The sequence below is a fragment of the Buttiauxella cochleicola genome, from assembly GCF_021282435.1.
GTDB lineage: Bacteria > Pseudomonadota > Gammaproteobacteria > Enterobacterales > Enterobacteriaceae > Buttiauxella > Buttiauxella massiliensis.
Genome location: NZ_JAJSOT010000010.1, coordinates 36,131 through 60,554, shown reverse-complemented (window position 1 = coordinate 60,554; position 24,424 = coordinate 36,131). Strand labels below are relative to the sequence as shown.

The window sequence follows — 24,424 nt, the reverse complement described above, 5'->3', positions numbered from 1 at the left end:
AGATGAAGTTGTACACCCTGGATGAGACGTGTCTTGAGAATGCCCGCCGTGGCCTACAGCAGCCTTTTTCTCCTTTGCAGCTGGCGCTGGGGCGTCTGGTTAGCGAAGCGGATAAGGTTCGTGGTCAGCCACCGGAAAGCGTGGTGCATAAGAAATTACGCCCGGTAAGCGGTGATCCTCATGATTATTACAGTCTGGGGACGTATTGGTGGCCAAATCCACGCAGGCCAAATGGCCTGCCATATATTCGCCGTGACGGACATACTAATCCGCAATGCCAGAATAATGACACGGACACCACGCGCATTATCCGCATGTGCGAACGCTGTTTAACGCTTGGACTGGCCTGGTATTTTAGCGGGCAGCGTAAATATGCGCAGGCTGCAGCAGAGCAAATCAAGTGCTGGTTCCTTGACGAACAAACGCGTATGAACCCGCATCTGAACTATGGCCAGGCGATCCCCGGTATTGTTTCCGGGCGCGGTACCGGGCTAATCGATACACGTCTTTTATGGATGGTGATTGATACTATTGGTTTGATTAGCCCTGCGGGTGTACTGGATACCGATGACATTATTGGTTTGCACCAATGGTTCAGGGACTTCAACCACTGGATGTTTTACAGCGACGTGGGTCATTCTGAATACGTGTGGCATAACAACCACGGTACCTGGTATGACGCGCAACGTGTTGCTAATGCGCTGTTTTATGGTGACAAAGGGCTGGTGGCGCGCATCATTCAGCAGGGCATTACCCAACGAATGGCGGCGCAAATCGACCAGGAAGGCAAACAGACGATGGAGCTGGAACGCCCGGTGCCATTCCATTACTCCTTATTTAACCTTGAAGCCCATCTGCTGCTTAATCGTTATGCGGAACACGTCGAATTTGACCGCTGGAATGCCGTACAAGATGGTAGGAGCGTGAAGCTTGGTATTGATTATCTGATGCCATTTATCGCAGACCCCGATTTGTGGCCTTACAGTGATTTGCAGGGTATCGTCTGGGACAGCGCGTTGCGCCTATTACTGCAATCCATGCGGGGATATCCCAAGGAGATGACGCGCTATAAAGTCGTGCTGGCTAATTTCCCGGAAGATACGCTCAGTCTACGTGAACAGTTGATGTGGTGTGCATGACTAAGACGGATTAGCGGGAGCAACATTTTTTTCGCTCGGGTAATAAACGTTGTATTACCCGACATAATGAGACTTAGTGCTGTTGATGATTGACTAAATTTGTCAGGTGCTCATCTGTTTGGCTCATACACAATCCGGCTTTATGAGCACTGCGTACTTCATCAAGAATGGTGTTGAGCAACAGGCCTTCGTCTTGTTGTTCCTGATCCATAGTTTTCAGGAACGTGAGGGTTGAATAATCTTTCAATGCTGTTGCTTCAGCGGTCAATTTAGTCAGTGTGGCGCAGCGCTGCTGATAATCTTCAACCGTTTTTTCAAATAGAGCTTCCAAAGAGTCACATTCGCTTTGTGGGGTTTCAATCGTCCCTACAATGGGAGTGCCGCCCGCTTGTTTCATAAAGTTAAATATACGCATCATCTGCGTAACATTACATTGAGCCTGGTTTCTTAAAAAATTCGCCGTGCCCGTTAAACTCTTTTCTGAACACCAGTTACTCAACTGTAAATACAGATTTGAGGAATAAAAATCACGATTTATCTGTAAGTTGAGACTTTGAACCATGCCGGAAGTTGCCATGATAATTTCCTTATTTAGCCGGAACATCGGTTAGGATTAGAATTTTGTATTACATGAAATATGACGGGTATATAGATAAAAAAGATTGTATCCATGTCCTGTGAGTCCGCATCCTGACTGCGTTGTAAAAAATAATACCTCTTTAGTGTTATCAATAAAACAGTTGATTCTGGCGTTTCATTCTTATTTACAAAGTTATTCAACAGGAAATATTAAAAAATACTAATTAAATAAATATCTCCTGGTTTGTCTATTTTAAATAATTTAAGTGAAATGACCAAAACTGTGATTCATCACTGAATAATTAACCCGTTATGAGGTGGTTTATTGTGTCAGATCATATTTTAATCTCTTCAGTTGAATGAGCTCGTGACCGTTTACGATACTGCAATGGTGTCTGGGCCATCATTTTTTTAAAACAGGTGATGAAGTAGGTAACTTCTATAAACCCTACCTCCTGAGCGATAGCTTCAATGCTTAATGGTGAAGTGCGCAATAGATCACAACTTTTCTTTATGCGCCGCGTTAGCAAATACTCATGAATACTGCCACCGGTTTGTTGACGAAAAATCCGCGAAGTATAGCTGCGTGATAAGCCAATGGATTGCGCCAGCTCATCCAGTGAAAACTTCGCACTGTAGTTACTCTCAACCCACTGCATGATGCGTGATGCAACAGTCTGTTGTTGTGGGATAAATAGCTGCGGTTGAGCGGGCAGGAAGGCCATAATTTGCATCACCATAAACGCAACGTCGCTGGCGGTGGAGTGCTCCGTGGGGTCGAGTTTGTCGAACTGCTCGAGAATCACTTCCATATAATCGGCCTGCTCACTTAAATCGTAAATTTGTGCCGGGACGTTACTTGCGGCGAGGGCTGAAAATTGAGCCTGCTGGCGTGGAAAGCCATGCAAAGTACTGATAACAGAAGAGTGTTCAATGTGCATGGTTGTGCGGTGATACTGGTTTTTGTCATCGGCATCGACATGTACCTTGTGTAGCCGAAAAGGTGGGAAGATAAAAAGTCGTCCGGGCCTTGCGGTGTAATGCTGATTGTCCACCACAACGATGCCGTAGCCTTTTGAAATATAGAGAAACTCAACGCATTGGTGCCAGTGATAGTACCTGGCGCTGGACGCTCGCAGGCGGTGAAATGAGATAACCTGGCTGTCGAGTGTAATTCTCTCCATCAATTGTGGTTCACTCATTTTCCCCTCCAGGACAACAAATTTAAATTTTTACGCCATGATTTGTAATTTATTGCCCTCGCAAATTGAAAAATCCAGTGAAAATGAAATAACGGTTTATTTTTGTGATGCCGCTCACTCTGAGCCAGGAATAAAAGCGACTACTCTTTGCCTCAACGCGCTGAACTAGCGTGCACAAATTATGAATAACAATAACTTAGATTATTCTCGTGTCTGGCGGGAGGACATTGTGCAACCTGAACATATTACCCTGAACAACCCTCTAAAATGCAGGGATGATCTGCATAAACTGGTGAATGAATTATTGAATGCCGTTTCGCCATTCTTTAAAAAAGAGGCCAGTGGTGTCGACCTGGCAAATTTCACTGCCCATTACGGGCAAAAAATTGCCAATATGGAAACTTTCTCGCGCTTGTTATGGGGCGTGACGCCACTTTTGGCGGGAGGGTACGAGCCGGAGCAACTCTCTTTTTATATCCAGGCAATAAAAAACGGTACTAATCCTGACCACGCAGAATATTGGGGCGAAGTGGCTCCTTACGATCAGCGCATTGTGGAAATGGCGGCCTACGGATTAATGCTGGCGGTGGCGCATAAACCGCTGCTGGCGCACTTTAACGAACAGGAGAAACACAATCTCTGGCAATGGCTGAAGCAGAGCGAAAACCACGATATCCCGGATAACAACTGGCATTTCTTCCCGATTCTGGTGCAGGTCGGTTTCCACCACTGCGGGATGCCGAACAATGCCGATACGTTGGAAAAGCATTTCGCCGCCATGGAGCATTATTACCTCGGCGACGGCTGGTATTCCGATGGCCCAGGTCGCCCACGTGATTACTATATTTCGATGGGCTTCCATTTCTACGGGCTTATCTATTCCAAATTAATGGCCGATGTTGACCCGCAGCGCTGCAAAAAACTACGCCAACGCGCAACACTCTTTGCCGCAGATTTCATCCATTTCTTTGCCGACGATGGTGCAGCTATTCCTTTTGGTCGCAGCCTGACTTATCGCTTTGCGCAGGCCGCATTCTGGAGTGCTGCTGCATTTGCCGGTCTGGATGTCTACGAACCCGGTGTAGTGAAAGGAATTGTGTTGCGTCATTTGCGCTGGTGGTTACAACAACCGTTGTTTGATCGCGACGGTGTGCTGAGTGTTGGCTACAGCTATCCCAACCTGATTATGGCGGAAGATTACAACGCGCCGGGTTCTCCTTACTGGGGGCTCAAAACCATGCTGGTGCTGGCGCTGAGCGAACAAGATGCCTTCTGGCAAGCAGAAGAAATGCCATTACCTGAGCGGGAAACGCCGCACAGCATTCCCCACGCTGCGCAAATTCTGGTTCATCAGGATAACCACTTATGGATGCTGACATCCGGGCAGCTTGAGCTAAATAACTTCGTTAATACCGAAGCTAAATACTGCAAATTTGCCTATTCCACACGTTACGGTTTCACCATTGAACGCGGGCGCTACGGGCTGAACCATGCGGCACCTGACTCGATGTTGCTGCTATCCGAGAAAGATAACTATTGGCGTGGACGTCGCGAATGCCAGCACGTCACCACCGCCGACGGCATGATTTATAGCCGCTGGCAGCCGTGGAATGACGTCATTATCGACACCTGGCTGGTGCCGCTTGGCGACTGGCAGGTACGGGTGCATCACATCAAAACCTCGCGTGATTTGGACTGTGCCGAAGGCGGTTTTAGTTTGCCCAATCGCCCGCTGCCGCACGCCGATCTGACGCTTGCAAACAGCGTTCTCAAAACGGCTACCGATACCAGCGCTATCACCTGTTTAAGCCCGCAACCGCGGAACGGGGAGCAGGTTTTAACTCCACCAAACAGCAACTTATTGTTCGCCGAACGCGCTGCCATTCCGCTGCTGCGCGGTGAATTAAACGCAGGAACGCATCTCTTAATCAGCGCCGTTTGGGCAGGGGATTGCGACGGCTTTGATGAACACGCTTGCCCGCAAGCCATTATCAGCCAGCGCGCTGTACGCCTGGTGATGGGCCACCACCAAAAACACGTCTTGTTTCTGGAGAACCATGAATGAATAGTTCAACACCAACGCGTACCGCTCAAATAAAAATGAGCACGTTTATCTTTCTCTACTTTTTCACCTGGTCCTCAAGCTTCGGGTTATATGCCCTGTGGTTGAGCCAAAAAGTGGGATTAGACAGCATTACCATCGGCAGCGTTTTTGCGATTAACGGCGTGTTCGCCGTGGTGATGAAGCCGGTCTACGGCTACATCATGGACAAAATTGGTATGAGCAAGTGGCTGCTCTATTTTGTCTGCGCTATCTCGGCCTTCATGGCCCCGTTCTTTGTCACGGTGTATCAACCGTTGCTGCTGACGCATACCACGATTGGTATTGTGATCGGTGCTTTTTACCTGAGCCTCGGCTGGTACGCAGGTGTTGCGGCTTCTGAATCTTATGCCGACCGATTTAGCCGATTGTATGGTCTGGAATTTGGGCGCATTCGCATGTGGGGATCGCTCGGTTGGGCAATGGCGGCGTCGGTTTCCGGCCTGCTGTTCAACTACACGCCGCTAGCAAACTTCCTTGTCAGCAGCACGACCTCCGTATTGATGTTGCTGGTGCTGATCAGCCTGAAAATTGGCGATGAACAACTGCGCAATAACAATGTGATTTCAGCGAATAAAATCGTCTTTTCCGATGTTCTGATGCTGCTGAAAAACCGTAAGTTCTGGATGTTCAGCCTGTATGTCGCAGGCGTGGCATGGATGATGTTTGTTGCTGAACAGCAATTCCCACGCTACTTCGTCTCTTTCTTCGATACCAAAGAGCAGGGCAACGCCTGGTACGGCTACCTCAGCACGCTGCAGTCCGGCATGGAATTCGTGATGATGATGTTCATCCCGGTGCTGGTAAACCATTACGGTGCCAAAAAAGGGTTGTTGCTCTGCGGCTGCGTCGTCGGTTTGCGCCTGATAGCGTCCGGCCTGACCACCGATCCGCTGGTGATTTCCATTATCAAACCGTTCTACGGCGTCGAAATTGCCCTGCTGCTGATCTCCGTGTTCAAGTACATCGCCGAGCATTTCCACCAGAAGGTTAACGCCACCATGTATCTGCTGGGTTATCAGGCGATGATTTATGTCGGCTCGGTAGTAGTGGCACCGCCTGCAGGCTATCTGTACGACAAAATCGGCTTCGCACACACCTACTTAATGATGGGCTGCTGCGCGCTGGTCTTCACCCTGATTTCCGCTTTCACACTCTCGCGTTGCCAGTCAAAACGCGCTGAATCTCAGACATTCTCACCCGCTTTAGACACTTCACCGGTCGAACCGGTAAAACATTAATTAAGGAGACGTTATGACCCGTTCTGTAGTCACTGAAAAAGTTGTGACCGAGCCACTGCGCCCTATTGAATTGCATCAAGTAGACCGCCTGGCCCTGAAACGCAAGCTGGATGCGGCTTTGCAAAGTGTCACTAAAAAGCTGGATAAGACCATTGTTGCCGTAGGAGACAAATTCCCTAACGAAGCCTGCGAAGGCGGCAAATGGAAACCTTCGGAGAATAATGAGTGGACCACCAGTTTCTGGCCTGGGCAACTGTGGCTGGCATGGGAGATGACCGGCGATGAAAAATATCGCCAGGCGGCAGAGCGTTATCTGCCTTCTTTTAAACAGCGTTTAGACAAGCGCATCGAAACCGCGACCCACGATTTGGGTTTCCTTTACACGCTGTCGTGCGTCAACGCCTGGCGTTTAACCGGCAATGAAACCGCCCGCCAGACCGCGCTGCAAGCGGCGGATATTCTGATGGAGCGTTTTAACCCGGTGGCAAAAATCATTCAGGCGTGGGGCGATTTGAATGATCCAGAACAACAGGGAAGGATGATTATTGACTGTAATATGAACCTTCCGCTGCTTTATTGGGCAAGCCAGCAAACGGGCGACGAACGCTACGCGCAGGCCGCTACGGCACACGCGGAACAGGCGGCGAAGTACATTGTTCGCCCGGATGCTTCTACATTCCATACTTACTATATGGATGTAAAAACCGGCGAGCCGCGGTTTGGCAATACGCATCAGGGTTACAGCGACAGCTCATGCTGGTCGCGCGGGCAGGCGTGGGGCATCTACGGTTTCTTGCTCACGTATTTGTATACCGGCGACAAAAGCATGGTGGATCTCACCCGCAGCCTGGCGCATTACTTTATCAACCGCCTCCCGGAAGATGACGTGTGCCACTGGGATCTGGCGTTGCTGGGCACCGATGCGGTGCGCGACAGTTCAGCCGCGGCGATCACCGCTTGTGGATTGCTGGAACTGGTGAAAGTACTGCCGGTGCTGGACGAACATCGCGCCCACTACGAAGAGATGGCGCTGCGTATTATCCAGTCGCTGACCGATAACTATCTGGCGCGTGACGATGAGCCATGTGAAGGTCTGCTGAAACACTCGGTCTACCACATGGCGAGCGGCAAAGGGGTGGATGAATGTTGCAGTTGGGGAGACTATTTCTACCTGGAAGCGCTGGCACGTGTGCGCCAGGTGTGGAGTCTCTACTGGTAAGTTTATCGCCCCCGTCATATTGCGGGGGCAACATGGAGAGTGATGATGAAAACCGTTGCAGTTTTGCTGGCACCAGGTTTTGAAGAAGCCGAAGCCATTGTTACTATTGATATTCTGCGTCGCCTTAAAATAGAGGTGTGCACACTTTCTTGCGTCGATACCCGTGCGGTGGTGAGTTACCACGATATTCCGATGGTGGCAGACGCTACGCTGAGTGAATGTTTTGATGAAACATTCGATACCGTTGTGCTGCCTGGCGGCCCAGACGGCAGTGTCTTTCTGGCCCAAAGCGCTAACGTGATTGCTTTCGTGCGCCGTCATGACGATCTTGGCAAGTTAATCTGCCCGATTTGCTCTGCTGCGGCACGCGTCCTGGGTGGTAACGGTTTGCTTAAAGGTCGCCGCTACGTCTGTTCTGGGGATTTGTGGCAGCAGGTGACGGATGGTGAATATGTTGATGCTGACGTAGTCGAAGATGGCAATTTGATAAGCGGCAGAGGGTTGGGAAAAGTATTCGATTTTGCCCTGACCATTGCCGCGCGCCTTGAAGGCGACGAAGCCCCTGCGCGTGATCACGCGGAACATATCTATTATCAATGGTAATGATCAGAAAGACCGGCGGGTGAGCGCAATACTTACCCGTCTTCCTCAATCTTTATTCAGATAAATCAGCTTATCCACCTTAGCGCTGAATTTATGGATAAACCTGCTAACGCATATTTCATTTGTCCGACATAAACCCCTATTTTTATGTCTTTTATTGCTGAATACATGCACGGTCTAACTGTATTTCTGCCATGTGATTGCGCTCTCTTATGGACTATTAATTTCCCGCTACAACTATCTCCAGCCCAGAAGCAAAAAGCTCATACGGCTAATGGCTTGTTTTAACTAAACCTTACCCTACAGAAAATAAAATCGAGCTGGAGAATACCATGCACAAATTTACTAAAGCGCTAGCGGCAATTGGCATTGCTGCAATTATGTCACAATCCGCTATCGCAGAAACAATGAAGCTGGGTTTCCTGGTGAAACAACCAGAAGAACCATGGTTCCAGACCGAATGGAAATTTGCTGATAAAGCCGGGAAAGATCTTGGCTTTGAAGTGATTAAAATTGCCGTTCCTGACGGTGAAAAAACCCTTAATGCTATCGATAGCCTGGCCGCCAGCGGCGCGAAAGGCTTTGTGATTTGTACTCCGGATCCAAAACTGGGTTCGGCAATTGTGGCGAAAGCCAAAAGCTACGACATGAAAGTCATTGCCGTTGATGACCAGTTCGTCAACGCGAAAGGCAAGCCAATGGACACCGTGCCATTAGTGATGATGGCGGCGACCAAAATCGGTGAACGCCAGGGGCAAGAGCTCTACAAAGAGATGCAAAAACGCGGTTGGGACGTGAAAGAATCCGCAGTTATGGCGATTACGTCTGACGAGCTCGATACTGCCCGCCGCCGTACTTCTGGTTCAATGGAAGCTCTGAAAGCAGCTGGTTTCCCAGAAAAACAAATCTACAAAGTACCGACCAAATCTAACGACATCCCTGGGGCTTTCGATGCCGCTAACTCCATGTTGGTTCAACACCCTGAAGTGAAACACTGGCTAATTGTTGGCATGAACGACAACACCGTGCTGGGTGGCGTGCGTGCCACTGAAGGGCAGGGCTTTAAAGCGCCGGATGTTATTGGTGTAGGTATTAATGGTGTGGATGCCGTAAGTGAACTGTCGAAAGCTAATGCCACTGGTTTCTACGGATCTTTGCTCCCAAGCCCGGATGTACACGGCTATAAAAGTAGCGAAATGCTCTACAACTGGGTCACCAAAGGTGCAGAGCCACCGAAGTTCACTGAAGTTACCGACGTGGTGCTGATCACTCGCGATAACTTTAAAGAAGAGCTGGCTAAAAAAGGCCTCGGCGGTAAGTAATCTCTTTGGCGGATGAGGTTTATGCCCATCCGCCCTTCAACATTGGGGTATGTCATGCAACATGAGACACCGTATCTCTCTTTTCGTGGTATAGGCAAAACTTTCCCCGGCGTGAAAGCCTTACAGGACATCAGTTTCGACTGCTATGCCGGGCAAGTTCACGCACTAATGGGGGAGAATGGCGCAGGGAAATCAACGCTGCTGAAAATTTTGAGTGGCAATTATGCTCCAACTCAAGGCTGTATTGCCCTGCGCGGTGAAGAAGTGGCTTTTGCCGACACTCCAGCGGCGCTTAATGCCGGAGTCGCGATTATTTATCAGGAGCTTCATCTGGTGCCGGAAATGTCGGTGGCAGAGAATATTTACCTCGGACAGCTACCCCATAAAGCGGGGTTCGTTAACCGCTCTCTACTGAATTACGAAGCAAAATTACAGCTTGAGCATCTTGGGCTGGATATCGACCCGAGCACGCCACTCAAATATTTATCCATCGGCCAATGGCAGATGGTCGAAATTGCTAAGGCACTGGCGCGTAATGCGAAAGTGATCGCCTTTGATGAGCCGACCAGTTCTCTCTCTCGTCGTGAAATCGACAACCTGTTTCGCGTCATCCGTGAGTTACGCGCCGAAGGCCGCGTGATCCTCTACGTCTCGCATCGTATGGAGGAAATCTTTGCGCTCAGTGATGCCATCACCGTGTTTAAAGACGGGCGCTACGTGCGCACCTTTGATGATATGAAGCAAGTCAGTCATGACTCGCTGGTGCAGGCGATGGTCGGGCGCGATCTTGGTGATGTCTATGGCTGGAAACCTCGTGAACATGGGGCTGAGCGTTTACGCCTTGATGGTGTAAAAGCCCCTGGTGTACGAACACCTATTTCGCTTTCAGTGCGTAGTGGTGAAATTGTCGGTCTGTTTGGTCTGGTCGGTGCCGGTCGGAGTGAACTGATGAAAGGCATGTTTGGTGGTACGCGCATCACCGATGGCAAAGTATTTATTGATGGCGAAGTTATCAATATTAATAAGCCAGCTGATGCGATTCGTGCCGGCATGATGCTGTGCCCGGAAGACCGCAAAGCTGACGGCATTATTCCGGTGCATTCGGTGCGTGACAATATCAATATTAGTGCGCGGCGTAAGCATATTAGCGCCGGTTGTCTGATAAACAACCGCTGGGAAACAGACAATGCCGCCTCGCATATCCGTTCGCTGAACATTAAAACTCCTTCAGCTGAGCAGCTGATCATGAACCTCTCCGGTGGCAACCAGCAAAAAGCGATTTTAGGGCGCTGGCTGTCGGAGGAGATGAAAGTGATTTTACTTGATGAGCCAACGCGCGGCATTGATGTCGGGGCAAAACACGAAATCTATAACGTGATTTATGCCCTTGCTGCACAAGGTGTAGCTGTGCTGTTTGCATCAAGCGATCTGCCCGAAGTGCTTGGCCTTGCGGACCGCATTATCGTGATGCGCGAAGGGGAAATAGCCGGTGAATTGCTGCATGGCGAAACCAATGAGCAACAAGCATTAAGTCTGGCAATGCCAAAAACCAGTGCGTCTGCCGCATGAGTAAGGAGATAAAAATGTCTGCATTAACTACATCAGGTGACAGCAATAAGAAGTCGTCCCTGAGTCTTGGGCGTATCTGGGATAACTACGGCATGCTGGTGGTGTTCGCCGTTCTATTTATTGCCTGTGCTATTTTTGTACCGAATTTCTCTTCTTTCGTGAATATGAAGGGATTAGGGCTTGCCATCTCAATGTCGGGAATGGTGGCTTGTGGCATGTTGTTCTGCCTGGCATCTGGTGATTTCGATTTGTCCGTTGCGTCGGTGATTGCATGTGCCGGGGTCACCACGGCGGTAGTCATCAACATGACAGAAAGCCTGTGGATTGGTGTGGCGGCAGGGCTGTTGCTCGGTGTGTTATGCGGCCTGGTGAACGGTTTTGTTATTGCAAAACTAAAAATCAACGCACTTATCACCACGCTTGCCACCATGCAAATTGTACGCGGCCTCGCATACATCATTTCTGATGGTAAAGCGGTGGGCATCGAGGATGAACGCTTCTTTGCCCTGGGTTATGCCAACTGGTTAGGGCTGCCTGCACCGATCTGGCTGACAGTTGCGTGTCTGATAATCTTTGGTTTCCTGCTCAACAAAACAACCTTTGGCCGTAACACATTGGCGATTGGTGGCAACGAAGAAGCGGCACGTCTGGCGGGTGTGCCAGTGGTGCGCACTAAAATCATCATCTTTATTCTCTCGGGATTAGTGTCGGCAGCAGCAGGGATTATCCTTGCTTCGCGTATGACCAGTGGTCAGCCAATGACGTCTATTGGTTACGAGTTGATTGTAATTTCAGCCTGCGTGTTGGGTGGGGTATCACTCAAAGGTGGGATTGGCAAAATTTCCTACGTGATTGCCGGGATTTTGATTCTTGGCACCGTGGAAAATGCCATGAACCTGCTGAACATTTCGCCTTTCTCGCAATATGTGGTGCGTGGCTTGATTCTGCTTGCTGCTGTCATCTTCGACCGCTACAAACAGAAAGCAAAACGTACGGTTTAACGGCTTGGTTCTGCTGCGCTGATTTCGGGTAGTGGGAATACATTGTAGCGGTAAAGGGTGTGAGTTCTTTTTTGGGGGTGGATTAGCGAAAGCGACATCCACCATTTTTTTTGTCATCAACATTGTTTAATTTTTACGCAGATAATATATCCAGTGTTTAAATGTGATATTGATTAGATTGTTAGTATTTCCCGCCATAAACTAATTCAAACCAGGATATGAATCACTGTAACAATCACGCGGCTAAAGTAGAGTTGGCAGCCTGAATTCGGCCTCAAGGAGATGAGCCAATGAGCAGTGATGTTAATTACACCAGTAGTAAAGTGCATGTTCCCGGGAATCGTAAGTTTGACACGACCTGGGTTCTTAGCCTTTTTGGTACGGCGGTTGGGGCAGGGGTGTTATTTCTCCCGATCAACGCAGGGATGGGCGGATTCTGGCCGTTAGTGGCACTGGCGGTTATCGTTGGGCCAATGACCTGGCTTGCTCACCGCGGGCTTGCTCGTTTTGTCTTATCATCACGAAACCCTGGCAGCGATATCACCGAAGTTGTGGAAGAACACTTCGGAGCTAAAGCGGGCATCTTAATTACTCTGCTGTACTTCTTCGCAATCTACCCAATTCTGTTGATTTACGGCGTTGGTATCACCAACACCATTGATTCGCTAATGGTCAACCAACTGGGAATGGCTTCACCACCGCGTGTGATTTTGTCGATTGTGCTGATTGTCGCGCTGATGGCGGTGATGCTGACGAGTGAACGTGTGATGCTGAAAATTACCGAGCTGATGGTTTACCCGTTAGTCGGCATCCTGCTGTTCCTCTCTTTATATTTGATTCCACACTGGAACACGGCCGCTCTTTCCCAAGTACCTACTGCGCTAGATTTCACTACAACTATGTGGCTGACTATTCCGGTGTTGGTCTTTGCTTTTAACCACTCACCGGCTATCTCCTCATTTGCGTTGTCTCAGCGTCGTGAATATGGCAACCAGGCAGATGAAAAAGCCAGCCAGACGCTGCGCAAAACATCCACCATTCTGCTGGCGTTTGTTATGTTGTTTGTCTTCAGCTGCGTGCTAAGTGTAACGCCGGCAGATTTGATGGCAGCAAAACAGCAAAATATTTCAATGCTGAGCTTCCTTGCTAACAAATTCGATAATCCGCTGATCTCCATCTTTGGCCCACTGGTAGCAATTCTGGCAATTTCCAGCTCCTTCTTCGGTCACTACCTGGGAGCACGTGAAGGTCTGCACGGACTGGTGAAAAAAATTGCCCGCCACAACGGCAAGCGTTTTGATGACCGCAAGCTGAATAAAGCTATCGCTCTGTTCTTCCTGCTGAGCCTGTGGTTGGTGGCAACACTTAATCCAAGCATCCTTGGCATGATCGAATCTCTGGGCGGCCCAATCATCGCGATGATCCTGTTTATCATGCCGATGTATGCTATCCACAAAATTCCTGCGCTGGCGAAATTCCGTGGCAAAGTGAGCAATATCTTCGTTACGGTTATGGGTCTTGTGGCTATTTCAGGACTTATCGCAAGCTTCTTCTGACACCTGCCATACCGAAACGCCAGGCCATATGCGGCCTGGCGATTTATCCTGGAAAATTGCGACACCCGTCACCCTGTCTATACTTACATGGCTAATCATAATCTACCGTTACGGTAGTAATACTAACTATGTAAGGAGGAGCCGCTGGTGGCTGAAGTTGCATCTGTACCGCCTCTACTTTCAGGAAACCTTGCCTTTTTCTTCGACCTCGATGGCACGCTTGCAGAAATCAAACCGCACCCGGACCAGGTTTATATTCCCGCTGCGGTGCGCACATTGCTGCAAAAAATGTCAGTCATGAGTGGTGGGGCGTTGGCATTGATTTCAGGGCGCTCAATGACTGAGCTAGATAAGCTCGCCACTCCCTTTCACTTCCCACTCGCGGGTGTGCATGGGGCAGAACGCCGTGATATCAATGATAAAACCCATGTAGTGACGCTCCCTGAACCGGTAGTAACCGCATTACATCAGCATTTAAGCAATGCGCTTTTACAGCTTCCGGGTACTGAACTTGAAGCTAAAGGGATGGCTTTTGCGCTGCATTACCGCCAGGCGCCTGAAGCAGAAGAGGCTATTTTTGAATTGGCACAGCAAATGACACTGCGCTTTCCTGAACTGGCGTTGCAACCGGGGAAATGTGTCGTGGAGTTGAAACCTTTGGGAATTGATAAAGGTGCCGCTATTCGCGCATTTATGCAGGAGGCACCATTTGCGGGCCGCACACCGATTTTTATTGGTGATGATTTAACAGATGAAGCAGGGTTCAAACAGGTTAACGCCCTTGGAGGGGTGACCATTAAAGTGGGAAATGGCGACACGATTGCTAACTTCCGACTGGCAAACGTGCGCATGGTTTATCACTGGCTTGGCAAATTAACGCAACACATAGAACAACAAAAGTCAGATATTTTACGGGGAGAAGATTATGAGTCGCTTAGTGGTAGTCTCTAATCGCATTGCGCCACCGGACGATAAGAAAGGTGGTGCAGGTGGCTTGGCTGTGGGGATTTTGGGTGCTTTAAAGACGGCCGGAGGGCTGTGGTTTGGCTGGAGTGGAGAGGTCGGTGACCCCGATGCTGCATTACAAAAGACTAAACGGGGCAACATCACCTGGGCTTCTTTCAATCTCAGCAAAGAAGACTACGAAAGCTATTATCTGCAATTTTCCAACGCTGTCCTTTGGCCGGCGTTTCACTATCGTCTGGACCTGGTCGATTATCAGCGTGAAGCCTGGGAAGGCTATCAACGGGTTAATACCATGCTTGCGAGCAAGCTTAAGCCATTGTTGGAAAAAGACGATGTCTTATGGGTACATGACTACCATCTGCTGCCCTTCGCTGCAGATTGTCGCAAACAAGGGCTAAATCACCGCATCGGTTTTTTCTTACATATTCCATTCCCAACGCCAGAAGTATTTAACGCGCTCCCGCCGCATGAGGAGTTACTTGAAGCGTTGTGTGAGTACGATTTACTGGGTTTTCAGACGGAAAACGATCGCCAGGCATTCCTGGATTGTGTGGCAAGTCAGACGCGGCTTGATAGCCTGGATAAAAACCAGCATCAGGCGTATGGCAATACGTTTCGCACGGAAGTGTATCCGATAGGTATCGAACCAGAAGAAATCAAAAAGAGCGCTCAGGGTCCGCTGCCGCCAAAGCTGGCGCAGCTTAAAGCGGAATTGGGGAGTATCAAAAACATCTTTTCGGTTGAGCGACTGGATTATTCCAAAGGATTGCCTGAACGGTTTCTCGCTTTTGAAGCGCTACTGGAAAATTATCCCCAGCACCACGGGAAAATCCGTTACACGCAAATTGCACCCACTTCGCGTGGCGATGTGCAGGCGTATCAGGATATTCGTCATCAGTTGGAAACTGAAGCGGGGCGCATCAATGGTAAGTACGGTCAGCTGGGCTGGACACCGCTGTACTATTTGAATCAACATTTTGACCGCAAGCTGGTAATGAAAGTATTCCGCCATGCGGATGTTGGCTTAGTAACTCCACTGCGTGATGGGATGAATCTGGTGGCAAAAGAGTATGTCGCGGCTCAGGACCCTGCTAATCCGGGTGTGCTGGTGTTGTCGAAATTCGCCGGTGCCGCAAACGAATTATCCTCCGCACTCATTGTTAATCCTTACGACCGTGACGACGTTGCCGCAGCCCTGGATCGCGCGTTAACTATGCCTTTAGCCGAACGGATATCACGCCATAGCGAAATGATGTCGGTGATTGAGAAAAATGATATTCACCACTGGCAGAAGCGGTTTATAGAGGACTTGAAGCAGGTTGCTCCACGGAATGAGGAGTTTGAGATGGGAAAGAAGGTGGCGACATTTCCTAAGTTGGCATGACGCTATTCCACCGCCTATGGCCGGACGGTGATTATTCCGTTCGCATAGATGATTTACCTGCATTGCAAACCCGCTAACGGTGAACGTGTCAGGGGGAAATCTTCCCCCTGACAACCCTCGCCAGATCATTAAATTGCCATTTCACCGTAAGGCTTGGCTATTTAAATCCGGAGCCAGGTCAAAATCGAATAAGCTTTTGAATTTTTGTTTTGAAGTTAGCTTTGAGTGACATCAATTTTAAGATCAATACCCCTCTTACTTCTGATGATATAAGCCAAATTTAACTTAAATACTGCTTATCTCAGCGGAACGAGCAAAACATCAACCTGACTGGATGCTACCACTGCTTTCGCGGAGCAAATTATCTTGCTAAAAAAGGATTGATTGTGGTTACCACAAATCACTAAATCCACAGATCCCTTATTACATATTGCCAGAATGTGCTCACTTAATTCGCCGGTAGCAATAACCGTTTCTATAATAGGGTAATTTGCCTTTTTAACCAGTTCATCAATAAAAAGCTGAGTCTCTTCAAGCATTAATTCACGCAGGTTTTCCATCATTGGTGCGGCAAATTGATTATAAAGTTCGGGGTCGGATGCGAGTGTAATCAGCGAAATTTTCCCATTCACCGGCCGGGCGATTGAAACCGCCTTTTCAACCAGGATTTGGCTTTCTGGACTGATGGCGACAGCAACCAATATATGTTGGTAACTCATAACAATCTCCCGCTCGTTGATAACAAATTACTTACATTTTCCTTACTACAACTCACATTCTTACGCAAGAATAGTACCCATGGAAAATGTGAGTCTGCTCATGGAAAATGATTAATAACTCTAATGTAAACAACTTGTGAAGCAGCCTGGGTGCCTGGATAGCTCATTTTTCCATCAAACTTTAGTATTAATTTATATTGATACTGCGGTTGTCATCCTGGTGTAAGAATTTATCGCCATTCTTACACGAAATAGAAAACTTCAAGGCGTAATGTGCTAAAAACAAGCATTATCACAGCGTATTAAATTGCTTGGTAAAAAATGCGATATAAATCACATAGCTAACCAGGTCTTAAGACACGTTATTGATGGTAAGTCATCAGATTGTTAGGCAAACGAAACGGTTTTACCAGATTAACGTAACGGTTATTTCGAGTTTGATTGTTTAATGAGCAAATGAAAAGTCTTGCTGATGTTTTAAGGTGAGTCATAAAGTAAATATATGTGATCTGTGTCACATATAACTCAAAATTCGCAGGCATCCGCATTGTATGTCTAAAGGGCTACGAGTAGAGTTTGCCCGGAATTAGGAAAAATCTTAATTTAATGTCAGAAATTTAAGCTCGGATAAGAACGTACCCACAAGGAAGTCTCCACTGCATTTTCGTGTCGGTGGATTCAGTGCGTGTTATCAGTCAAATGAATTTGTCTTTTTTGGTTGTTTTAATTTTAACCGGGATTTCTCGGCGACTCACGGGGTGCGGTAATACCGCATGTATAAAAGTAAGTTTTTCAGGATGAACAAAATGCATACATCCGAGTTGTTGAAACATATCTACGATATTAATTTATCGTATTTGTTGCTTGCGCAGCGCCTTATTAGTAGCGACAAAGCCTCAGCAATGTTTCGTTTGGGAGTGACCGAGGATATGGCCAATTCCCTGAGTGAATTAACTTTGCCGCAAATGGTGAAATTGGCGGAAACTAACCAGCTGATTTGTCAATTCCGCTTTAACGATAACCAAACCATTACCCGCCTGACACAAGACTCTCGTGTGGATGATTTACAGCAAATTCATACTGGCATTTTGTTATCTACCCGCTTATTAAATGAGGTCTCCGCAATAGACGAGGCACCTCGCAAAAAAAGGGCGTAACAAAATGAGCGAAAAAAGTATTGTTCAGGAAGCCCGTGATATACAACTGGCGATGGAGTTAATCACGCTCGGCGCAAGATTGCAGATGCTGGAGAGCGAAACGCAATTAAGCCGTGGCCGACTGATCAAACTATATAAAGAGCTCCGTGGTAGCCCACCACCGAAAGGAATGCTGCCTTTTTCTACCGACTGGTTTATGACGTGGGAGCAGAATATTCATGCTTCTATGTTTTGCAACGCCTGGCAGTTCTTGCTGCGCACCGGATTATGTACTGGTGTCGATGCAGTCATTAAGGCATACCGCTTGTATCTGGAGCAATGCCCGGCACAAGAAAGCGGGCCGCTGTTGGCGCTGACTCGCGCCTGGACACTGGTGCGTTTTGTTGAAAGTAACATGCTTGAATTGAACTGTTGCAACTGCTGCGGCGGTAACTTTATTACTCACGCACATCAGCCCGCAGGTAGCTTTGCTTGCAGTTTATGCCAGCCGCCGTCGAGAGCGGTAAAAAGACGTAAACTTTCTACGAATACTGCCGATATTATTCCACAACTGCTGGATGAACAGGTCAAACAGGCCGTTTAACAGTTCGGTGTGGTAAACACTCCAGCAGCGATAAGCAATTATCGCTGCTTTTTTTTGCCCCGCATCCGACTGTTTGCCCCTCTGATTTGTGATTCCTCGTCACATTTAACAGCAGAAGGATGTACTCGTGCTGATTGTAATAGGTTATCTGGTCGTAATTGCGACAGTATTCGGCGGCTATATGATGACCGGCGGTCATCTTGGCGCACTCTATCAGCCAGCTGAATTTGTCATCATTGGCGGAGCGGGGATCGGGGCCTTTATCGTCGGTAATAACGGTAAGGCAATAAAGGCGACGGTAAAAGCGTTGCCATTACTGTTTCGCCGCTCGAAATACACCAAAAGCATGTATATGGATCTCATGGCGCTGCTTTATCGCCTGATGGCGAAGTCGCGCCAACAGGGGATGTTTTCGCTCGAACGTGATATCGAAAATCCAAAAGAAAGTGAAATCTTCGCCAGTTACCCGCGTATTCTTGCCGACACTCTGATGCTGGAATTCATTATTGATTACCTGCGCCTGATTATTAGCGGGAATATGAACTCATTTGAAATTGAAGCGCTGATGGATGAGGAAATTGAAACCCATGAAAGTGAGGCTGAAATACCGGCCAATAGCCTTGCCATCATGGGGGATTCACTCCCGGCTTTCGGTATTGTTGCCGCAGTTATGGGCGTGGTTCACGCGCTGGCATCAGCCGACAGACCCGCAGCAGAACTCGGTTCTTTAATTGCCCACGCAATGGTCGGCACCTTCCTCGGTATTTTGTTGGCCTACGGATTTATTTCACCGCTGGCGACCGTTTTACGCCAAAAAAGCGCTGAAACGACCAAAATGATGCAGTGCGTAAAAGTCACATTGCTCTCAAGCCTGAATGGTTATGCGCCGCCGATTGCTGTCGAATTTGGCCGTAAAACCCTTTACTCCAGCGAGCGCCCATCCTTTGTTGAGCTGGAAGAACATGTTCGTGCAGTTCGCTCTCCGAACGCGCAATCGCGTGCCACGGAAGAAGAAGTATGAAGCACAACGCGCGCCCGATTATTGTCGTAAAACGCCGTAAGCATAAAGGCCACGGCGGCGGCGCGCACGGTTCGTGGAAAATTGCCTACGCTGACTTCATGACCGCGATGATGGCTTTTTTTCTGGTGATGTGGCTGATTTCCATCTCCAGCCCTAAAGAACTGGCGCAAATTGCCGACTATTTCCGTACGCCACTATCTGCTGCCATTACCGGTGGGCAACGCATCGCCGACAGCCAAAGTCCAATTCCTGGCGGTGGCGATGATGTGACACAGCAACAAGGCGAAGTGAAAAAACAGCCGAATATTGAAGATCTCAGAAAACGGATGGAAGCCAACCGCCTCAAGCGGCTGGGAGACAAACTGGATCAACTGATTGAAGCTGACCCTAAGCTGCGCGCGCTGCGCCCACATCTGCAAATTGATCTGGTTCAGGAGGGACTGCGGATACAAATAATCGACAGTCAGAACCGCCCGATGTTTAAAAACGGCAGTGCAGAAGTTGAGCCTTACATGCGCGATATTCTGCGCAGCATTGCGCCGTTACTTAATGATTTTCCAAATAAAATTAGTTTATCCGGCCACACTGATGACTTGCCTTATGCCATGGGCGAGCACGGTTATAGCAACTGGGAACTTTCTGCCGACCGGGCCAACGCTTCGCGGCGTGAATTAATGGCCGGTGGTTTAATCGACGGCAAAGTCCTGCGCGTAGTGGGGATGTCATCAACAATGCGCCTGACTAATCGTGGACCAGGTGATGCTATTAACCGGCGCATTAGTTTGCTGGTGCTCAACAAACAAGCTGAGGATGCCATCGTGCATGAAAACGCAGAAAGCGATAACCAGCCAATAAGCATTCTCCAACAACCTGCTGCCGCGGAACCGGCACAGAACACATTACCGCCACAACCCGGTACGAGGTGATAGCGTGAGTATGGATATCAGCGATTTTTACCAGACATTTTTTGACGAGGCCGACGAGCTACTGGCCGATATGGAACAGCACCTGCTGAATCTGCTTCCTGAAGCGCCAGATTCAGAACTGCTGAATGCCATATTCCGCGCGGCACATTCGATTAAAGGGGGCGCCGGGACTTTCGGTTTCACCGTTTTGCAGGAAACCACGCATTTAATGGAAAACCTGCTCGACGATGCCCGGCGCGGTGAGATGCACCTCAACACCGATATCATCAACCTGTTTTTGGAAACCAAAGATATTATGCAGGAACAGTTGGACGCTTATAAAAACTCACAGGTCCCAGACGCTGAGAGTTTCGATTATATCTGCAAAGCGCTGCGCCAACTGGCTCTGGAAGCCAAAGGCGAAATGCCTGCGCCGCCTGCAAAATTGACCGTCGTAGAAAAAGAGTCAATCGAAGCGCTGCCAACAAACGATGGCAATTTGCGTATTGCGATTACCGGGCTGAAATCCACTGAACTGGATTTACTGCTCGAAGAGCTGGGTAACCTCGGTACCTTAAGTGAAGTGGAAAAGGGTGAAAACTCTGTCACTGCAACTATTGAGACGACAGTCAGCGCTGATGATATTAGTGCGGTGCTCTGCTTTGTCATCGAGCCTGAACAAATCGAATTTCTTCCGTTAACGGCAAGTGCGCCAGCCGCTGCTGTTGAGCCAGAAGAAGTGCCGGTGGCACTTGCGGTTAACGCACCTCAGCCGGTGGTTGCCGCACCTGTAGCTTCTGTCGCGCCACGTACGGAAAGAGAGAGCAAACCTGCGCGTGTCAGCGAATCAAGCAGTATTCGCGTAGCGGTTGAGAAGGTTGATCAGTTGATCAACCTGGTTGGCGAACTGGTGATTACCCAGTCGATGCTGGCACAGCGATCCAATGAATTAGACCCGGTTGAACACGGCGAACTGATTACCAGTATGGGTCAGTTACAACGTAACGCCCGTGACTTGCAAGAGTCGGTGATGTCTATCCGTATGATGCCAATGGAGTATGTCTTCAGTCGCTTCCCGCGTCTGGTACGCGATCTGGCGAGTAAGCTGGATAAACAGGTTGAACTGACTCTGCAAGGTAGCTCCACCGAACTGGATAAAAGTCTGATTGAACGCATTATCGACCCACTGACTCACCTGGTGCGTAATAGCCTCGATCACGGCATCGAAACTCCAGAAAAACGCCTGGCAGCGGGGAAATCAGCAGTTGGTAACTTAATTCTTTCTGCCGAACATCAGGGTGGAAACATCTGCATTGAAGTTTCTGATGATGGTGCGGGCCTGAACCGTGAGCGCATTCTTGCTAAAGCGTTATCGCAGGGGATGCCAGTGCATGAAAACATGTCGGACGACGAAGTCGGCATGCTGATTTTTGCTCCTGGATTCTCTACCGCCGAGCAGGTGACGGACGTTTCCGGGCGCGGTGTAGGCATGGACGTGGTGAAGCGTAACATCCAGGAAATGGGTGGTCATGTTGAAATTAAATCGCAGGCCAATGTTGGCACCACCATCCGCATTATGCTGCCGCTGACCCTCGCCATTCTTGATGGGATGTCGGTAAAAGTATGCGACGAAGTGTTTATCCTGCCGCTCAACGCAGTGATGGAGTCGCTACAGCCGAAAGAAGATGATCTGCATCCTCTTGCCGGTGGTGAGCGCGTACTTGAAGTACGTGGCGAATACCTGCCGCTGGTTGAATTGTGGAAAGTATTTGATGTTGCCGGTGCGAAAACTGAAGCGACGCAAGGCATTGTGGTGATTTTGCAAAGCGCAGGTCGGCGCTACGCGCTGCTGGTGGATCAGCTGATAGGTCAACATCAGGTGGTCGTGAAAAACCTCGAAAGCAACTATCGCAAAGTGCCGGGTATTTCCGCAGCAACCATCCTCGGTGATGGCAGTGTGGCGCTAATTGTTGATGTCTCTGCGCTGCAAGGTTTGAACCGTGAACAACGTATGGCCGGCACCGCCGCCTGATTCTCCGGGTTTTGAGTAAGGATAAGAAAATGAGTGGATTAACCAATGTGACAAAACTGACCGGGGAAACGGTAGGGCAAGAGTTCCTGGTCTTTACTCTTGGTGATGAAGAGTACGGTATCGATATTTTAAAAGTGCAGGAAATTCGCGGTTACGACCAAGTCACGCGTATTGCCAATACTCCGGCATTTATCAAGGGAGTCACTAACCTGCGTGGTGTGATTGTCCCGATCCTCGACCTGCGTATTAAGTTTGACCAGGATGGCGTGGAATATAACGATAACACCGTGGTCATTGTGCTGAACTTTGGTCAGCGCGTGGTGGGTATTGTGGTAGATGGTGTATCAGACGTGTTATCTCTGACCGCTGAGCAAATTCGCCCGGCACCAGAGTTTGCTGTGACGCTTTCAACTGAGTATCTGACGGGTCTCGGTGCACTAGGCGACCGCATGCTGATTCTGGTGAATATTGAGAAGCTGCTTAACAGCGAAGAGATGGCGTTGGTCGATAGCGCGGCGCGCGTGGCTTAATAGTTACTTCTTTATAGGGCGGATTGGCGCAAACGCCATCCGCCACTACTCGATTTACAGATACAGCAAATACAGGAAAATTACGCTTCTACGCGCTCACCTGCTTCCGTTTGTTCTTCCAGCTCACCTTCATTTTTCGACAGCATTGCTGTTGCAACGCCATTACCCAATACGTTGATGGCAGAACGGCCCATATCCAGGAAGTGGTCGACACCCATCAGCAGTAAAATACCTGCTACCGGAATATTGAAGCTTGGGATGGTGGCTGCCAGTACAACCAGCGCAGAACGCGGTACACCTGCAATCCCTTTTGACGCCAGCATTAATGTCAGCATCAGCACCACAATCTCAGAGAAAGTGAGGTGAATGTTGTAAGCCTGCGCAATAAACATAGAAGCGAAAGAGCAATACACCATTGAACCGACCAGGTTGAACGAATAACCAATCGGTAGAACAAATGATGCAATGTTACGAGAACAACCAAAGCGTGTTAGCTGGTCCAGGGTTTTCGGATAAGCCGCTTCGGAGCTGCTGGTAGTAAACGCGACCAGAACCGGGTCTTTCAGCATGGCAATCAGGCGGAAAACATCACGCTTGAGAACCATATAGCCAACGCCCACAAGCACCATGCACGTCAGGATAATTGCGAGGTAGTAACCACCAATGAAGGATGCGTAGTTAAGCAAAATCCCCAGGCCTTCCGTCGCAATTACAGAAGAAATTGCCGCGAAGATAGCCAGTGGTGCCACATACATCACATAGCCTGTGACTTTGAGCATGATGTGAGAAACCACATCCAGAGCCGCGACTAGCGGGGTGTTAAATTTCTCGCCCAGCGACGCACCAGCAATACCGAAGAACAGAGAGAACACGACGATTTGCAGGATTTCGTTGTTCGACATTGCACCTGCAATGCTGGTTGGAATGGTGTGCGAGATAAACGCTTTCAGGTTCATGCCGCTTACAGCAAGGCCGGTTTGCACATCTCCCGCAGGCACTTGAAGGTTCATGCCAGCGCCCGGCTGCTGGAGGGTAACAATGAATAAACCGACCAGAATAGAAAGCACAGAAGATGAAACAAACCACACCATTGCTTTACCACCCACGCGGCCAATGGTGGACGTCTCGCCCATCTTCATAATGCCCACGGTCAGGGTGCTGAAGACCAATGGAGCAATAACCATTTTGATCAGGCGTAAAAAGATGTCGGTAAACAGCGTGATGTTTTCGGCATAGCTTTTGATGTTGTCAGCAGCGGCATATTCATGGATTGCAGCACCGGAAAGGATCCCGGCAAACATGAATAGAAGAATGAATAGCGTAAGTTTGTTTGAACTAGACAATTACGTAATAACCCCGTCGATTAGTAACAATTAATTAACTTATTGAGCCATATGTAATTTTTATGATTGGCCAATATATATTCGGCCCATAAATTGAACCAAAGCGCGGCAGGATTCAACTATTTTTTACTTTTTGTCGCAATTGTTAATATGGCGTCTTTTATGTAACGATCTGATAGCAATCGCGAAAGTAATATTAATTATTCCGCCCATCTTCTGTGACATCTCAACCAAAGCTCTTGTAGGTCGTGC

General features: G+C 48.8%; 21 protein-coding genes. 17 read left to right on the top strand and 4 right to left on the bottom strand.

Annotation, left to right across the window (positions count from 1 at the left end; all coding sequences use genetic code 11):
- The first annotated feature begins 2 nt into the window (after positions 1 to 2).
- Entirely contained in the window at positions 3 to 1,139 is a 1,137-nt protein-coding gene (locus LVQ77_RS19530; protein WP_232905284.1) for an alginate lyase family protein, read from the top strand.
- Between the two features lie 73 nt (positions 1,140 to 1,212).
- Here the strand turns inward: LVQ77_RS19530 and LVQ77_RS19525 are convergent, their stop codons facing one another.
- Together LVQ77_RS19525 and LVQ77_RS19520 are read right to left on the bottom strand one after the other, a co-directional pair.
- Complete coding sequence (locus LVQ77_RS19525; protein WP_232905283.1) at positions 1,213 to 1,716, bottom strand: non-heme ferritin-like protein; 504 nt, start codon at positions 1,714 to 1,716, stop codon at positions 1,213 to 1,215.
- Between the two features lie 337 nt (positions 1,717 to 2,053).
- The gene (locus tag LVQ77_RS19520) at positions 2,054 to 2,920 is read right to left on the bottom strand and encodes an AraC family transcriptional regulator (protein WP_232905282.1); all 867 of its coding nucleotides are present in this window, start codon (positions 2,918 to 2,920) and stop codon (positions 2,054 to 2,056) included.
- 229 nt (positions 2,921 to 3,149) lie between these two features.
- Here LVQ77_RS19520 and LVQ77_RS19515 point away from each other — a divergent pair, with 229 nt between their 5' ends.
- The 10 genes from LVQ77_RS19515 (at position 3,150) to otsA (ending at position 15,882) form a co-directional block, all read left to right on the top strand.
- Complete coding sequence (locus LVQ77_RS19515; RefSeq protein WP_232905281.1) at positions 3,150 to 4,985, top strand: DUF2264 domain-containing protein; 1,836 nt, start codon at positions 3,150 to 3,152, stop codon at positions 4,983 to 4,985.
- Positions 4,982 to 6,262 carry an oligosaccharide MFS transporter gene (locus LVQ77_RS19510; RefSeq protein ID WP_232864786.1) on the top strand — a complete coding sequence of 427 codons (1,281 nt, stop codon included), beginning with the start codon at positions 4,982 to 4,984 and terminating at the stop codon, positions 6,260 to 6,262. The genes LVQ77_RS19515 and LVQ77_RS19510 overlap by 4 nt, the downstream gene beginning before the upstream one ends.
- A gap of 13 nt (positions 6,263 to 6,275) precedes the next feature.
- Positions 6,276 to 7,481, top strand: coding sequence for a glycoside hydrolase family 88 protein (locus LVQ77_RS19505; protein WP_232905280.1), 1,206 nt, complete (start codon positions 6,276 to 6,278; stop codon positions 7,479 to 7,481).
- A 45-nt stretch (positions 7,482 to 7,526) separates the two neighbouring features.
- Entirely contained in the window at positions 7,527 to 8,084 is a 558-nt protein-coding gene (locus tag LVQ77_RS19500; protein ID WP_232905279.1) for a DJ-1 family glyoxalase III, read from the top strand.
- 332 nt (positions 8,085 to 8,416) lie between these two features.
- Positions 8,417 to 9,406 (top strand): arabinose ABC transporter substrate-binding protein, encoded by a 990-nt coding sequence (locus LVQ77_RS19495; protein WP_232864788.1) that lies wholly within the window; start codon positions 8,417 to 8,419, stop codon positions 9,404 to 9,406.
- A 54-nt stretch (positions 9,407 to 9,460) separates the two neighbouring features.
- A complete protein-coding gene (araG, locus tag LVQ77_RS19490) occupies positions 9,461 to 10,975 on the top strand; it encodes an L-arabinose ABC transporter ATP-binding protein AraG (protein ID WP_154148610.1) in 1,515 nt (504 codons plus the stop codon).
- Between the two features lie 14 nt (positions 10,976 to 10,989).
- Positions 10,990 to 11,976, top strand: a complete 987-nt coding sequence (gene araH / locus LVQ77_RS19485; protein ID WP_151994699.1) for an L-arabinose ABC transporter permease AraH — start codon at positions 10,990 to 10,992, stop codon at positions 11,974 to 11,976.
- 290 nt (positions 11,977 to 12,266) lie between these two features.
- A complete protein-coding gene (locus tag LVQ77_RS19480; protein ID WP_232864790.1) occupies positions 12,267 to 13,532 on the top strand; it encodes an HAAAP family serine/threonine permease in 1,266 nt (421 codons plus the stop codon).
- Between the two features lie 147 nt (positions 13,533 to 13,679).
- A complete protein-coding gene (gene otsB / locus LVQ77_RS19475) occupies positions 13,680 to 14,483 on the top strand; it encodes a trehalose-phosphatase (RefSeq protein ID WP_232905278.1) in 804 nt (267 codons plus the stop codon).
- Complete coding sequence (otsA, locus tag LVQ77_RS19470; RefSeq protein WP_232905277.1) at positions 14,458 to 15,882, top strand: alpha,alpha-trehalose-phosphate synthase; 1,425 nt, start codon at positions 14,458 to 14,460, stop codon at positions 15,880 to 15,882. Before otsB ends, otsA begins: the two co-directional genes overlap by 26 nt.
- A 296-nt stretch (positions 15,883 to 16,178) precedes the next feature.
- Here the strand turns inward: otsA and uspC are convergent, their stop codons facing one another.
- The gene (gene uspC, locus LVQ77_RS19465; RefSeq protein WP_232905276.1) at positions 16,179 to 16,601 is read right to left on the bottom strand and encodes a universal stress protein UspC; all 423 of its coding nucleotides are present in this window, start codon (positions 16,599 to 16,601) and stop codon (positions 16,179 to 16,181) included.
- A gap of 806 nt (positions 16,602 to 17,407) precedes the next feature.
- On the opposite strand from uspC, the gene flhD reads away from it, so the two are divergent.
- From flhD to cheW, 6 genes are all read left to right on the top strand, one after another.
- Positions 17,408 to 17,758, top strand: coding sequence for a flagellar transcriptional regulator FlhD (gene flhD / locus LVQ77_RS19460; protein WP_034455083.1), 351 nt, complete (start codon positions 17,408 to 17,410; stop codon positions 17,756 to 17,758).
- 4 nt (positions 17,759 to 17,762) lie between these two features.
- Positions 17,763 to 18,341, top strand: coding sequence for a flagellar transcriptional regulator FlhC (gene flhC, locus LVQ77_RS19455; RefSeq protein ID WP_151994694.1), 579 nt, complete (start codon positions 17,763 to 17,765; stop codon positions 18,339 to 18,341).
- A 127-nt stretch (positions 18,342 to 18,468) separates the two neighbouring features.
- A complete protein-coding gene (gene motA / locus LVQ77_RS19450) occupies positions 18,469 to 19,362 on the top strand; it encodes a flagellar motor stator protein MotA (RefSeq protein ID WP_151994693.1) in 894 nt (297 codons plus the stop codon).
- A complete protein-coding gene (gene motB / locus LVQ77_RS19445; protein WP_232905275.1) occupies positions 19,359 to 20,288 on the top strand; it encodes a flagellar motor protein MotB in 930 nt (309 codons plus the stop codon). Before motA ends, motB begins: the two co-directional genes overlap by 4 nt.
- Positions 20,289 to 20,298: 10 nt before the next feature.
- Positions 20,299 to 22,299, top strand: coding sequence for a chemotaxis protein CheA (cheA, locus tag LVQ77_RS19440; RefSeq protein ID WP_232905318.1), 2,001 nt, complete (start codon positions 20,299 to 20,301; stop codon positions 22,297 to 22,299).
- A gap of 29 nt (positions 22,300 to 22,328) precedes the next feature.
- Positions 22,329 to 22,829 carry a chemotaxis protein CheW gene (cheW, locus tag LVQ77_RS19435; RefSeq protein ID WP_034455088.1) on the top strand — a complete coding sequence of 167 codons (501 nt, stop codon included), beginning with the start codon at positions 22,329 to 22,331 and terminating at the stop codon, positions 22,827 to 22,829.
- Positions 22,830 to 22,909: 80 nt separating this feature from the next.
- Here cheW and LVQ77_RS19430 read toward each other — a convergent pair whose 3' ends face one another.
- Positions 22,910 to 24,172 (bottom strand): dicarboxylate/amino acid:cation symporter, encoded by a 1,263-nt coding sequence (locus LVQ77_RS19430; protein WP_232864794.1) that lies wholly within the window; start codon positions 24,170 to 24,172, stop codon positions 22,910 to 22,912.
- Positions 24,173 to 24,424: the final 252 nt, after the last annotated feature.